This window comes from Thalassotalea crassostreae (assembly GCF_001831495.1).
Classification (GTDB): domain Bacteria; phylum Pseudomonadota; class Gammaproteobacteria; order Enterobacterales; family Alteromonadaceae; genus Thalassotalea_A; species Thalassotalea_A crassostreae.
Map to the genome: position 1 here is coordinate 549,817 of NZ_CP017689.1, position 13,901 is coordinate 563,717.

The window sequence follows — 13,901 nt, forward strand, 5'->3', positions numbered from 1 at the left end:
GATGCTTTTTCTTGCTTCCAAATCTCCTCGACGACAAGAATTATTAAAATTAATTACCACTGATTTTCGTCTAGTTGAGGGCGAGATAGAAGAGCAAATTCTAACGAATGAATCTGCGCAAGATTTTGTTCTTCGAATGGCTATCGAAAAAGCTCAAGCTGGTTTAAAAAATATCGATCATAATAAAGATGGGTGGGTATTAGGTTCAGATACTGTTGTTGTTATCAATGGCCAAGTGCTAGGAAAGCCGAAAGATTTTTCAGATGCGAATCAAATGCTGCAGTTGCTGTCTAATAATAAGCACCAAGTATTGACTGCGGTAGCAATTGTGTCGTTGACCGAACAGTTTTCGAAAGTTGTCACCACCGACGTCGAATTTAGAGAAATTAGTGCGCAAGAAATAGAAGCATACTGGCAAAGCGGTGAGCCACATGATAAAGCGGGCAGTTATGGTATACAAGGTTTAGCCGGTAAGTTTGTTAAGCGAATCGAAGGTAGTTATTTTTCTGTTGTTGGTTTACCTTTATTTGAAACTGAATGCCTACTAAAACAAGCATGTTATTCACATAAGGATAAATAATGAGCGGTGAGTTACTTATTAATGTAACACCCAGTGAAACACGGGTTGCCTTGATTGAAAATGGTACTTTGCAAGAAGTTCATATAGAACGTATTGCCAAAAAAGGTATTGTTGGCAATATATATTTAGGTAAAGTTATCCGTGTATTGCCTGGTATGCAGGCCGCATTTGTTGATATTAACTTAGATAAAGCTGCATTTCTTCATGCGTCAGATATCAATTCAAGATTGATGACCAGCCAAGAACAAGACAATAATGACAATGAAGTTCCTGATATACGTACATTGGTTCATGAAGGCCAATATATCACCGTACAAGTTGTAAAAGATCCTCTTGGCACCAAAGGTGCTCGCCTAACTACTGATTTAACCATAGCTTCTCGATATTTAGTGATGATGCCTAATGCTAAACACGCTGGTGTATCACAACGAATAGAAGACGAAAAAGAACGTGATCGTCTAAAGAAAATTGTTATTCCATATTGCAGTGATGACGGTGGTTTTATTGTTCGCACCGCAGCAGAAGGCGCAGGTGATAATGAAGTTGCCCACGATGCAGAATTTTTAAAGCGAGTATGGAATAAAGTTCAAGAACGCAAGAAGCGTAAGCAGACTAATATGCCGCTTTTCCAAGATCTCTATTTGGCATGTCGAATTATTCGCGACTTTGTTGGCACTGGTCTTGAACGTATTAGAGTGGATTCACGGTTGACGTTTGACGAATTAATCGAATTTACCGATGAGTTCGTGCCAGAGATAAAACCTATTATCGAGTATTACCCAGGTGAACGACCTGTGTTCGACTTGTTTGATGTTGAAAATGAAATTCAGCGCGCATTGCAGCGTAAAGTGGAATTAAAGTCAGGCGGTTACCTGATAATTGATCAAACCGAAGCGATGACTACTATCGATATTAATACTGGCGCATTTGTGGGCCATCGAAATTTGGAAGAAACAATATTCAATACCAATATCGAAGCGACACAAGCGATTGCAAGACAACTTCGATTGCGTAATCTAGGCGGTATTATCATTGTCGACTTTATTGATATGAATACCAATGAACATAAGAAACGCGTTCTGCACTCTCTTGATGTAGCCATGGCAAAAGACAATGTTAAGTATTCAATTAGTAATTTTTCAGCACTAGGGTTAGTCGAAATGACACGAAAACGAACTCGTGAATCATTAGAACATATCCTTTGTGATGAATGCCCAATTTGTGATGGACGCGGTAATTTGAAAACTGTCGAAACCGTATGCTTTGAAATATTAAGAGAAATTGTGCGAGTAAACAGAGCCTACGATGCTGATAAATTTATCGTTTATGCGTCAACTCAGGTAAGCGACACTTTGAATAATGATGAAATGCATCACTTAGCAGAATTGGAAGTATTCATTGGCAAGCAAATTAAAGTTCAAACTGATTCTGTATACAATCAAGAGCAGTTTGATGTGGTAATGATGTAGTGAAGAAAACCTTTTGGGCATATACAAATACTTGGCTAAACCGTCTGTATAAAACATTGGCGGTTTTACTGGTTATTACTGCAGTTTTATTAACATCTGCCCGTATTTTCCTTCCTTATGCAGACTCTTTTAAAACTGAAATCGAAGATTATATCAATGAAAAATATCATGGTGATATTGCCATTGGTTCGTTAACTGCAGGCTGGTATAAGTTTGGCCCAACCTTAGTTATTAGAGACGTTATTCTATCGGATTCTGAAGCCTTTAATGTTGTCGTTGATAACGTCGAGTTTGGTATCGATTTTTGGTCGACTATTAAGCAGCAAAAGATCATAACCAGTAATGTTATGCTTGTTGGGGTCGAAATGTTTGTTGATCATGACTTGATGCTTAATGGCGAACAAGAAGCGACAATTGAAGAGCAATCAGAAACAGAAATAGATGTGCGAGCGTTTTCTGAATTGATGCTACAACAAGTTAAAAGATTTTCCGTTATTGACGCCAACATACTACTAAAGTCACCAAATAAAGAACGAAAAATCAAACTTACCAAACTTGCTTGGCACAATGACGATTTAAAGCATCGCGCTATTGGTAAGCTTAATTTTGTCGGTTTTTCGAGTAAGTCATTGCGTTTAATTGTCGACTTAAGTGGCGCAGAATACGATGAATTAATAGGTAAAATATACTTAGAAGGTAATAATTTAGATATCACACCTGTGCTCGATAGAGCATTGGCTGAAAAGGCTGACCAACTTGATTCAAGTATCAATTTCCGCTCTTGGATAAATATTCTCGACGGTCAAGCGACAGACGCCCATATAAATTTCGATAATAGTCAATTGATATGGCATAGCATAGAAAAACAACATGCATTAATGATCCCGAAAGGGCGTGCAAGTATCTATCCTGAAAAAGATAATTCTGGTTTTACCTTAGTCTCCAGTCCTATTCAGTTTTCTTACAATGATACTCCATGGCAACCAATCACGGTGCAAACAAAAGCAGATGAAAATGGTTTTGTAAGTAATGTTAGTGGTATCAATCTGAATGATGTTTGGCAATTATTTCCAATTGTTGTCGATAATGTAGAGTCTGCGACTGACTACACTGGGTTAAATCTGAGCGGCGATTTAGTTGATGTGCAGCTACAATATGCGAATAAAGAACTTAAGATAAAAAGTGATTTTAAAGATTTAAGTATTGATCATGCAAATGGTATTCCCGGTGTTGATAATGTTAGCGGTAAATTACTATTTGATGGCGACACCGTTGATTTAAAAATCACAGCTGTAAACGGTGCTCTTGACTTTGATAGCGGATTTTCTAGACCTATCCCTTATCAAAATTTAGCCGCTGATGTAAATTTAGAATTGGCCGAGCATCAATGGCTACTCAAAGTAAAAGATATAAGCCTTCAGTCAGAAGAACTCTCGGTTGTTGGTGATGTTCAATATCTGCAAGAAAAAGAAAAGTCAGGGGTGTTAAGTTTATTTGCTTATGTCGACCGAGCGAATGCAAGTAAAACTCAATATTATTTACCTCTACCAATAATGTCATCGAGTTTGGTCGAATACTTAACAGGTGCTATTTTTAGCGGCGAAGTGCAGCAAGCAGCGGTCGTCGTTAATGGCCCTATGGACACATTCCCTTATCTAGATCGTAGCGGCATATTTATCGTTGATGCTGATATACGCAAAGCTAAATATCAATTTGAACCTTCGTGGCCAGCAATAACCGATGCAACCGCGAATTTAAACTTTACCAACGATTCAATGGTCATTACTGCCTATGACGGAGATTTAGTTGGGTTACCTGTTAAGGATGTTGTCGTTGGTATTGAAACATTTAGCGGTGAGTCAATTTTAACAGTCCGTAGCGATGTGCTCGGTAAAGCGAAAACACTGCAAGCATTGATGTTAGCAAGTCCGTTGGCTAACTCTGTTGGTAAAACAATTGAAATGTTAGGCCCTGAAGGTCAGATCACCGGCACTTTTGCACTTGATGTTCCATTAGCAGATACCGATAAAACTGTTGCTGAAGGTTTGATAAAACTCGATAACAATGTAGTAAACCTATCAACGCCTGAAATGACTTTTACAAACGCACGTGGTGAATTGCGCTTTGTTAATGAACTCATTACCACTAAAGATTTAACTTTAGATTGGCGCGGTTTGCCTTTAGCCATAGATGTTAAAGGAAGTGTAAATGATGAGCTTTACCAAGTAGATATCGGTATTGATGGTTCGTGGGCTCGTCCACATTACATTAAGGAAATGCCAGAGCAATTGCAGAGTTATGTTAATGGTCACCTAAATTGGCATGGTGACTTGAGCATATTCGTACCGAGTGCTAGTGATGAAAGCGAGCAAGGTGAGCAGAGTGATAATAGCGCAGAATTAACATATCACCTTGAATTAACTTCTGATCTACTTAACGCCGAGTTATTGCTACCAGAACCTTATGAAAAACAGCTCAATGAAAAAGCAATGCTAAAAGCGGTTGTTGAAGGCAGTGCTCTTACGTCTTCTATTAAGGCGAATATAGACGACAATTTACATTTCTTTGGTCAATTAGATCATCAAAAAGTCAGCTTTACTCGTTCTCAATTAACGCTAGGTAAAGAAAAAATGTTATTACCCTCGGATGGGTTTCATATTACTGCCAACCTAGATCGCATAGAGTATTCAAAGTGGCAGGGCTTACTTTCAGATATCATAGGTTCATTGCCAAACGATAAAGATGCTAAAGCTAATAGTAGTGCTGAACAAAGTGCTGGTCTTATGCCAGTACCGGAGCGAATTCGTGGCGATATTAAGCAAGTAGATTTTTACGGTAGTGTGATTAACGACGTTGATTTTAACTTACTGTCACGCCCTGAGTTTTGGTTGTTACAAGTAAATGGCGATGAGGTGCGTAGCCGATTAAAGTTTTATAATGACTTTGAGATGCAAGGCATTGATATCGATGCCGACTTTATCCACCTAAATGCAAGTGCTTCTGAGGAAGTAGCTGATACTAATGAACAGTCGTCCGATGGGGATAACGTTGAAGTAGCTGATATTCCGAAAGTGTCATTTATTTGTGATAGTTGTAAATACGGCAAAATAGATTTTGGTGCAGTAAACATAGAGATTGAGAATACGTCCAGCAATTTAGTGACATTAAAACAGTTGACAGCCAAACGTAAGGGTGCAGAACTGTCTATGACTGGCTCTTGGAAAAAAGATAATATTCATAACCAAACACAGTTAACAGCTCAATTGAAAGCCGATGACGTTGAAAAAGAATTAAAACGCATGGGTTATCCTGCAAGTATTAAAGAAAGTGACTTTAAATCAAATGCTGATATCAGTTGGCAAGGTGCACCTTGGACCTTTGATTTAGCTTCGATGAACGGTTCGTTAAAAACTCGACTGAGAAACGGCTCTTTAGCCGAAGTTAGCGATAAAGGTGCTAGAATATTTTCAATTTTTAGTTTTCAATCATTGGTTCGAAAACTGCAATTGGATTTCAGAGATATATTCTCAGAAGGGATGTTCTTTAACGAGATTTCAGCAGAATTTAATGTTGTTAACGGCGTCGCTTATACGGATAACTTAAAAATGGACGGCGTTGCTGGTAATCTAACCGTTAAAGGAAATACCCAACTCGTTAGTCAACGATTAGATTATAAAATGCAATTTGCCCCTAAAGTAACGTCAAGTTTACCGGTAATTGTTGGTTGGCTAGTTAATCCGGTATTAGGTGCAGCAATATTAGTCGCTGACAAAGCGATAGAGCAAGCAGAAGTGATTTCAGTAATTAATTTTGAGCTCACAGGTACGGTTGATGAGCCAATATTTAAAGAAGTAAATCGTAAGTCTAGAAATGTTAATGTTGGTAAGTCTAAACCAACAGAAAGTGATAAAAAAACTACAATTGATCCTCTTGAACAAGAAATTGAAGAGCGAGAAAAACAAGAATTGCCGGTAGAAGGTGGCGGTTAATTTGATCAGTGTCATAAGTGCTATCCAACTGTCATCGGTTAATTGTATTGATCAAAATATCGAAGATATCGATAAAATATTGTTTGAAAATATGCCGCGACTTAGCGCAGAGGATATGCATCTGGTGGTACTGCCAGAATGTTGTCTTTACTTTGGCGGCCGCGATATTGATCAATTAATGATTGCCGAGAATCTTGGTCACGGTAAAATGCAACAGGCGCTAGCGAGTCTTGCTAAGAAGCATGGTATATTTTTATTGGCAGGAACCATTCCAATAAAAACACAAAACGATAATAAATTTACTGCATCTAGTTTATTATTCTCTCCAAATGGCGATATAGTATGTGATTATCAAAAAATGCATTTATTTGATGTCGATGTAAATGATAGTGAAAAACAATATCGTGAATCAAAATATACCGCGCCTGGAAATAAACTCAGTGTAATTGATTTAGACACTTTTAAACTTGGCTTTAGTGTCTGCTATGACCTTCGTTTTGCCGAATTATTTCGAGCTCTAAGAGTGCAAGGTGCCGAAGTGATTGCGGTTCCCAGTGCATTTACAAAAGTAACTGGGGAAGCTCATTGGCAGTCTTTATTGCGTGCTAGAGCAATTGAAAACCAAATTTATATTGTTGCCGCGGGGCAGTCTGGAGTGCATCCTAATGGTCGTGAAACTTTTGGTCATTCGATGATTATTGATCCTTGGGGCGAAGTAAAAGAAATAAAAGTAACTGGAATTGGCATGATAAGTTGTGATTTTGATCGCCAGCTAATCAAAAAAATCAGAAAAGATATACCGGTTGCACAACACAATAAATTTAGCGTTACCTTAAATAAAATGGATAATTAAATGAATCTTGTTGAACAAGAACTATTACATGCCTGTCAATTGGATAAAGAGGCATTAAACAAAACACTTTCTCATATCTGTGCTCGAGATATAGATTTTGCTGATCTGTATTTTCAATCGGCAAGTCATGAGTCTTGGATGCTTGAAGATGGCATTGTTAAAGAAGGTTCATATAACATTGAACGCGGCGTCGGTGTTCGAGCAATTAGCGGTGAAAAAACAGGCTTTGCTTACTCTGACGATATCAATGCTAATGCATTACTAAAAGCTGCCTCTGCTGCTCGCGGTATTGTCCAAGCTGACAAATCTCAATCAATCAAAGCTTTTAGTACAGTATCCAATAAAAGCTTATATATAAGTGAAGACCCACTGCAAAGTTTGTCACAGCAGCAAAAAATAACATTGTTGCATGATGTTGAAGCCTGTGCTCGGGATATTGACTCTAGAGTTCAACAAGTCATCGTAAGCCTAACTGGTGTATATGAAAAGGTGTTAGTAGCAGCAAGCGATGGCACCTTTGCCACCGATATTCGTCCACTTGTGCGTCTTAACTGCTCTGTATTAGTTGAAGAAAACGGCAGACGTGAACGTGGTAGCTCAGGTGGTGGCGGTCGTTGTGGTTATAGCTACTTTTTTGAATTGGTTGGTGATAAACCACGATATAAAGACTATGCGGCAGAAGCAGTGCGTCAAGCTTTAGTAAATTTAAAAGCCATTGATGCTCCAGCTGGAATGTTACCTGTGGTACTTGGTTCCGGTTGGCCTGGTGTATTGTTACATGAAGCCGTCGGTCATGGCTTAGAAGGCGACTTTAATCGCAAAGGTTCATCGGCATTTTCGGGGAAAATTGGTGAAAGAGTAGCGTCTGAACATTGTACCATCGTCGATGATGGTACCATTGAAAATCGTCGAGGATCAGTTTCAATTGATGATGAAGGGACTCCTGGTCAATACAATGTATTGATTGAAAAGGGGATCCTTAAAGGTTACATGCAGGATAAACAAAATGCTCATTTAATGGGGGTAACACCAACAGGTAATGGCCGCCGAGAGTCATACGCTCACCTGCCTATGCCGCGTATGACCAATACTTATATGTTAGCTGGCGAACATTCTCCTGAAGATATTATAAAGTCAGTTAAAAAAGGCATTTATGCACCAAACTTTGCCGGTGGTCAGGTAGATATTACTTCCGGCAAATTTGTGTTTACTACTGCTGAAGCGTACTTAATTGAAGATGGAAAAATAACCTCGCCTGTTAAAGGGGCGACACTGATTGGCAGTGGACCTGAAGCGATGCAAAAGGTAAGCATGGTTGGCAATGACTTGTCATTAGATTCAGGGGTTGGTGTATGTGGTAAAGATGGCCAATCAATTCCTGTTGGCGTTGGTCAACCAACCTTGAAAGTTGATGAAATGACCATTGGTGGCACTCAGTAATCTTTTATAATGCGTAATAAACTGGGGTCAGAGTCAGATTATTCTTTTAAATCTGACTCTGACCCCAGTTTTATGTTTTGATTATTCGAACGTTACGCAGTCTTTCAAATATTTGAATAACTCTTTATAGCTTTTAGCTGGCTTCTCAGCTTTTACTTCTTTACTCGCATTACGCACTAATTGACGTAGCTTTTGTCTTTCAAGCGCTTCATGTTCGCTTAATAATGGTTCAATTTGGCTTGCATCGGCGATTAAATTGTCCCGAAGTTCTTCTATCTTACTTGATTGAAAGGCGGCAATGGTATGGCGATTTTTGATCTTTTCAATGCCAAATTTTATTGCTTCAACATCAAGAGTAGCAATCTGCTTTGCTACAAAACGCAAGTTACGGGCATAAGCATCATGTTTACCACGTATTTTATCGGCCAATCTAAGTGCAGCTAAAAGCTCTTCATCTAATGGTAATGTCGAACGTTGATTAACATTAAAGTTGGCAAGAACTTCGGCAAGATCTTGTAATTCGTGATGATCACGTTTCTGTTCTGATTTACTGATGATGATGATATCTTCATCAATGGGTTTCTTTTTCTTAGCCATAATCTTTTATTTTATTGCCTGAGCTGAACGTACGCTGATTATACATTAAAAAAGCAGTAATTTAATACCCAAAGCTAGGCTCTATGATATGCTTGCACATAGGAAGTGTGGAGATACACACAAATATTCAATTATATAAATTTGTCGGACATTATTTAGATATCATGGAAAACACTGAATCAATCAATGCTGCTATTGGGCAGGTTAAAGAAAGCGTTAGTAAAGTACTTGAGTTGGCGAAGAGATTAGGTGCTGATAATGCTGAAGTGTCGATCAGTAAACAACAAGGGTTAAGCGTTTCTACCCGTCTTGGAGAAGTAGATACCGTTGAGTTTACCAATGATGGTGCCCTTGGATTAACGGTTTACAAAGATGGTCGTAAAGGCTCTGCATCAACGGCTGATCTTTCTGATAACGCCCTTAAACAGTCAGTGCAGGCGGCAATCAATATTGCTCAATATACCTCAAAAGATCCAAATTCCGGCCTAGCGGATAAAGAACTTCTATGTTTTGAAGATAAAGACCTAGATTTATATCACCCCAAATCACTAAGTACCGAACAAGCGATAGATATTGCTAAAGAATCAGAAGCTAACGCACTGAGTTACGATTCTCGAATTATTAATTCTGATGGCGCTAATTTTGCTAGCTATGAAGGTTTTAAAGTATATGGCAATAGCCACGGCATGTTGAGTGGTTACCCAAGTACCCGTCATAGTTTAAGTTGTATGATGATTGCCGGCGAAAATGACGATATGCAACGTGATTACAGTTATACCGTTAGTCGAGAATTTAATCAGTTAGTCGCTGCTAAACAAATAGGTGTCGAAGCGGCGCAAGCAGCTGTAGCAAGACTAAATAGTCAAAAAATCGGTACGCAGAAAGTGCCTGTGATGTTTCGGGCCGATGTGGCAAATAGTATTTTTGGTCATTTTATTTCAGCGATCAGTGGTGGTAACTTGTATCGCAACTCGTCATTTTTGCTTGATGCAATTGGCAAGCAAGTATTTTCAGAACATTTACAAATTTCAGAACGTCCTCATATCAAACGCGGACTTGCAAGTAGTTCTTTTGATGCCGAAGGTGTAGCTACGCAAGATAGAGAATTTATTACCGATGGGGTATTACAGTCTTATCTTTTAACAAGTTATTCTGCTCGTAAATTGGGTTTAACTTCTACAGGTAACGCCGGTGGCATCCATAATTGGCAGATTTCTGCTAATGGTGGTGATTTTGACGCCATGTTAAAAACGCTCGGTACAGGCTTGTTGGTAACTGAATTAATGGGACAGGGTGTTAATGTCGTTAATGGCGACTATTCACGAGGGGCTGCAGGTTTTTGGGTAGAAAATGGACAGATAGCCTTTCCTGTTGCAGAAATCACTATTGCAGGTAATTTGAAAGATATCTTCAATTCAATTGTTGCAACAGGAAATGATTTTGATTTACGTGGCAGCATTAAAACTGGTTCGGTGATAATCGAAGAGATGCAAGTTTCTGGTCAATAAATAGCGATGTAGCAAAGGACTTATTTGCCAGCCTAAGTGCAAATAAGTTCGCTACTATCCAAGCATTAGGGTTGCTGTTCCAAGGAACGCGAATATCCCAACCACATCAGTCACGGTTGTTAATATCACACTACCAGCTAGTGCTGGATCGATGTTCATTTTTTTCAGCACTAGTGGAATGATAACACCGGCTAGGCCCGCTGCAGTTAGGTTCATTAACATGGCAAAAGCGATTATGCCACCGAGTACAAGGTCAGACTTCCAAATGGCGACAATAGCGGCCATGAATAATGCCCAAATCAATCCATTTAAAAAACCAATGGCAAGTTCTTTAACTAAAATAATCCGCGAGTTGTTTTCACCAATATGACCTAATGCCATACCGCGAATTACAAGTGTTAGTGTTTGTGCGCCGGCAACGCCGCCCATGCTTGGTACTAATGTATTCAATACCGCTAATATGGCCATTTGCGACAATATGCCTTCAAACATACTAGACACTGCAACAGCCATTAAGGCAGTAATAAGATTTACACCGAGCCAAACGGAACGTTGCTGCGTTGATTTAAAGACTGGTGCGAAAGTATCAGCGTCATCGTCGAGACCCGCCATACTCATCATCGAGTGCTCTGCTTCTTCACGGATGATGTCAATGACGTCGTCGATAGTGATACGACCAAGTAAGTGACCATCTTCATCAATAACAGGTGCAGAAAGCCAGTCATGGCGTTCAAATAATGTTGCTACTTCTGTTTCGTCCATATCGGCAGGTACAGGCACCGTATCATAATCGGTAATTTCTGCGATTGTTTGCACAGGTCGGGCGGTAACTAAATTAGCGAGCGAAACCGAACCGATAAATTTATCCTCTCGGTTTACCACATAAAAAGAATCGGTTGCTTCTGGCAAGTCACCTTTTAATCGTAAATATCTTAAAATCACATCGATGGTAACATCTGGACGCAAGGTGATGGTATCGGTGTTCATGATACCGCCAGCAGTATCTTCGTCGTACGCTAACGCTTGCTCAACTCGAAGCCTGTCTTGTGAGTCCATTGACTTCAGTACTTCGTTGTATACCGAATCAGGTAGGGTTCTTAATACTTCAGCAAGATCATCTATATCCATGCCTTCGGCAACAGCTGCAACTTTTTCAGGTTGCATGTTTTTCAAAATACCTTTCCGCACTTCTTCGGATAATTCTTCGAGTATTTCACCGTGTAAATCTGGGTCGATGAGTTGCCATAATACATTACGGCTACGTGCAGTAGAGGATTCTAATAATAAGGCTATGTCATAAGCAGGTAAGTTCTGAAACATTTTACGCACGTAAACGAACATACCACTTTCAAGAGCGGTATTTATCTCGAGTAAACGTTTTTGGCTTGTGTCTTGTTCAGATATTTCCGGCATGATGCACCCTTTGCCGATTATTGTTCTTGGTTTTGCAGGGTTATCTATTTTCAGTTAGATAACTTGCTTTAATAATCAGAAGTTTAACGTAAGTAACGGTTTTTATCAGCTTTTTTCTTTAAATAAGGTTTATGTTTATTTTCTAACAGAACGAAATACTTAGTTTTCTTCATCAAACTTGTCTAAGAATAATTGGCAAACGGCATCCATCGCTTGCTCTGCATCATTTCCTTCGGCCTTCACTTGTACCTGCTTTCCTTGACTTCCTGTTAACAACATTAAGCCCATGATAGATCCTGCATCGGCTGATTTATTGTCGAGAGTAAGTGTTATTTTAGCGTCATAATTCTGACTAAGCTTGGCAAGTTTTGTTGCAGCACGGGCATGTAATCCAAGTTTGTTTTCAATAACTAATAGCTGTTCGAGTATATTCAATGGCTTACCTACGGTTTAATCTCGCGATGTCTAATTTGCACATCTTTGTCCTGCTTTTTGAACTGCTCAGCCAATGCTTCGGCAATATAGACGCTACGATGCTGTCCGCCTGTACAGCCAATTGCAATCGTTAAATAGGTTCGGTTATTGCGTTCTAAGTGTGGTAGCCAAGTCATCATAAATGAATTTATTTGCCAAACAAATTTGGTCACGATAGCCTGGCTTTGTAGAAAATCTTTAACCGGTTGATCTAGGCCGTTATAGGCTTTCAACCCTTGCTCCCAAAATGGATTAGGTAAAAACCTAGCATCGAACACATAGTCTGCATCAGATGGCACTCCATATTTGAAGCCAAAGGACTCAAAAACAATAACCAGTTTACCTGATGTTGTACCCAAAACTCGTTCGCGCACTAAATCGGCTAATTGATGTGGTGTCAGCTTAGTGGTATTTATATATAAATCCGCACGACTAGCGACCGGATCTAATAATTTTTTCTCCAATTCGATCGCTTGATCAAGAGCCATGTTCTGTCTGATTAGCGGGTGGAGTCGACGGGTTTCACTAAATCGACGAATCAACTCATCATTGTCTGCGTCTAAATACAGAATGCTTAATTCTACTGTATTGGGTAAATAATCAATAATTTCGCTAGCGTCATCAGGGTTGCTAGGCAAGTTACGGACATCGAGGGAAACAGCAACGTTCTCATAGTCGTTAATTACAGTATGAGTTAATGCTGGTAGTAAATTTACCGGAATATTATCAACGCAGTAATAGCCCAAATCTTCTAGTACCCTGAGGGCAACCGTTTTACCTGAGCCTGAGCGACCGCTGACAATGATTAATTTCATAATTACCCTTAAGTATTTCGTTCTATAAGTGAATATAGTTGTGTAGAAGTTTCACAACGCCTAACTTGTTTACTGATGTCTTTGTTACTTAACAAACGAGCAATACTCGCCAGAGTCTCTAAGTGCTGTTGGCAATGGTCTTCGGGAACGAATAAGGCAAAAAATATATCAACCTTTTTATCATCAATAGCGTTAAAAGCGATAGCTGATTCGGTGGTAACGAGAACTGCGATAGGTTGCTCTGAGTTATCTATTCGACCGTGTGGAATTGCTATTCCATTACCGATACCAGTACTACTAAGCTTTTCACGAGTCATTAAACTATTGAGTAAAGCCTTCTCATCACAACTTTTAATTTTAGTCGAAGCAACTCTACTGATTTGTTCCAGAACGTTTTTTTTACTATTTCCCCTAACGCCACAAAGTGTGCGTTCGGGGGTTAGAATACTACTTAAATTCATAATTAGTGTTTAGACAATTTAGCCTTGTGCTTTAAAACTTGACGATCAAGTTTATCAATTAAACTATCAATAGCTGCATACATATCTTCATGGTCTGCGGAGCCAAATATTTCACCACCATTTAAGTGAATCGTTGCTTCCGCAATTTGCTGCAGTTTTTCAACTTTCAATACAACATACACATTATTAATATGATCGAAATGTCGTTCCAATTTTTCAAATTTCTGATTCACATATGAACGCATAGAATCGGTAACTTCAACATGGTGACCTGATAGATTAATTTGCATAAGCTGTATCCT

General features: G+C 39.1%; 12 protein-coding genes. 6 read left to right on the forward strand and 6 right to left on the reverse strand.

Going from position 1 to position 13,901, the window contains the following annotated elements; genetic code table 11:
* Window position 1 precedes the first annotated feature (1 nt).
* From LT090_RS02440 to tldD, 5 genes are read left to right on the forward strand one after another with little or no spacing between them, the layout of a single operon-like run.
* The gene (locus LT090_RS02440) at window positions 2-580 is read left to right on the forward strand and encodes a Maf family protein (RefSeq protein ID WP_068545057.1); all 579 of its coding nucleotides are present in this window, start codon (window positions 2-4) and stop codon (window positions 578-580) included.
* Entirely contained in the window at window positions 580-2,049 is a 1,470-nt protein-coding gene (gene rng, locus LT090_RS02445; RefSeq protein WP_068544946.1) for a ribonuclease G, read from the forward strand. The genes LT090_RS02440 and rng overlap by 1 nt, the downstream gene beginning before the upstream one ends.
* Window positions 2,049-6,038 (forward strand): YhdP family protein, encoded by a 3,990-nt coding sequence (locus LT090_RS02450; RefSeq protein ID WP_068544945.1) that lies wholly within the window; start codon window positions 2,049-2,051, stop codon window positions 6,036-6,038. The genes rng and LT090_RS02450 overlap by 1 nt, the downstream gene beginning before the upstream one ends.
* Before the next feature lies 1 nt (window position 6,039).
* The gene (locus LT090_RS02455) at window positions 6,040-6,891 is read left to right on the forward strand and encodes a carbon-nitrogen hydrolase family protein (RefSeq protein ID WP_332452276.1); all 852 of its coding nucleotides are present in this window, start codon (window positions 6,040-6,042) and stop codon (window positions 6,889-6,891) included.
* Complete coding sequence (gene tldD, locus LT090_RS02460) at window positions 6,892-8,331, forward strand: metalloprotease TldD (RefSeq protein WP_068544943.1); 1,440 nt, start codon at window positions 6,892-6,894, stop codon at window positions 8,329-8,331.
* Between the two features lie 81 nt (window positions 8,332-8,412).
* Here tldD and yjgA read toward each other — a convergent pair whose 3' ends face one another.
* Window positions 8,413-8,928, reverse strand: a complete 516-nt coding sequence (yjgA, locus tag LT090_RS02465; protein ID WP_068544942.1) for a ribosome biogenesis factor YjgA — start codon at window positions 8,926-8,928, stop codon at window positions 8,413-8,415.
* A gap of 164 nt (window positions 8,929-9,092) precedes the next feature.
* Between yjgA and pmbA the strand changes: the two genes are divergently transcribed.
* Window positions 9,093-10,436 (forward strand): metalloprotease PmbA, encoded by a 1,344-nt coding sequence (pmbA, locus tag LT090_RS02470; protein WP_068544941.1) that lies wholly within the window; start codon window positions 9,093-9,095, stop codon window positions 10,434-10,436.
* Between the two features lie 54 nt (window positions 10,437-10,490).
* Here pmbA and mgtE read toward each other — a convergent pair whose 3' ends face one another.
* The 5 genes from mgtE to hpf form a co-directional block, all read right to left on the reverse strand.
* A complete protein-coding gene (mgtE, locus tag LT090_RS02475; RefSeq protein ID WP_068544940.1) occupies window positions 10,491-11,849 on the reverse strand; it encodes a magnesium transporter in 1,359 nt (452 codons plus the stop codon).
* Between the two features lie 159 nt (window positions 11,850-12,008).
* Complete coding sequence (locus LT090_RS02480; RefSeq protein WP_068544939.1) at window positions 12,009-12,284, reverse strand: HPr family phosphocarrier protein; 276 nt, start codon at window positions 12,282-12,284, stop codon at window positions 12,009-12,011.
* 8 nt (window positions 12,285-12,292) lie between these two features.
* Complete coding sequence (gene rapZ / locus LT090_RS02485; RefSeq protein ID WP_068544938.1) at window positions 12,293-13,138, reverse strand: RNase adapter RapZ; 846 nt, start codon at window positions 13,136-13,138, stop codon at window positions 12,293-12,295.
* Window positions 13,139-13,146: 8 nt separating this feature from the next.
* Window positions 13,147-13,599 carry a PTS IIA-like nitrogen regulatory protein PtsN gene (ptsN, locus tag LT090_RS02490; RefSeq protein ID WP_068544937.1) on the reverse strand — a complete coding sequence of 151 codons (453 nt, stop codon included), beginning with the start codon at window positions 13,597-13,599 and terminating at the stop codon, window positions 13,147-13,149.
* 2 nt (window positions 13,600-13,601) lie between these two features.
* A complete protein-coding gene (hpf, locus tag LT090_RS02495) occupies window positions 13,602-13,889 on the reverse strand; it encodes a ribosome hibernation promoting factor (RefSeq protein ID WP_068544936.1) in 288 nt (95 codons plus the stop codon).
* Window positions 13,890-13,901 lie beyond the last annotated feature (12 nt).

What these genes read in the sequence shown, in the direction of transcription:
- LT090_RS02440 (WP_068545057.1), top strand. Translation starts at nt 2, where the DNA reads ATGCTTTTTCTTGCTTCCAAATCTCCTCGACGACAAGAATTATTAAAA.
- rng (WP_068544946.1), top strand. Translation starts at nt 580, where the DNA reads ATGAGCGGTGAGTTACTTATTAATGTAACACCCAGTGAAACACGGGTT.
- tldD (WP_068544943.1), top strand. Translation starts at nt 6,892, where the DNA reads ATGAATCTTGTTGAACAAGAACTATTACATGCCTGTCAATTGGATAAA.
- yjgA (WP_068544942.1), bottom strand. Translation starts at nt 8,928, where the DNA reads ATGGCTAAGAAAAAGAAACCCATTGATGAAGATATCATCATCATCAGT.
- pmbA (WP_068544941.1), top strand. Translation starts at nt 9,093, where the DNA reads ATGGAAAACACTGAATCAATCAATGCTGCTATTGGGCAGGTTAAAGAA.
- mgtE (WP_068544940.1), bottom strand. Translation starts at nt 11,849, where the DNA reads ATGCCGGAAATATCTGAACAAGACACAAGCCAAAAACGTTTACTCGAG.
- rapZ (WP_068544938.1), bottom strand. Translation starts at nt 13,138, where the DNA reads ATGAAATTAATCATTGTCAGCGGTCGCTCAGGCTCAGGTAAAACGGTT.
- ptsN (WP_068544937.1), bottom strand. Translation starts at nt 13,599, where the DNA reads ATGAATTTAAGTAGTATTCTAACCCCCGAACGCACACTTTGTGGCGTT.
- hpf (WP_068544936.1), bottom strand. Translation starts at nt 13,889, where the DNA reads ATGCAAATTAATCTATCAGGTCACCATGTTGAAGTTACCGATTCTATG.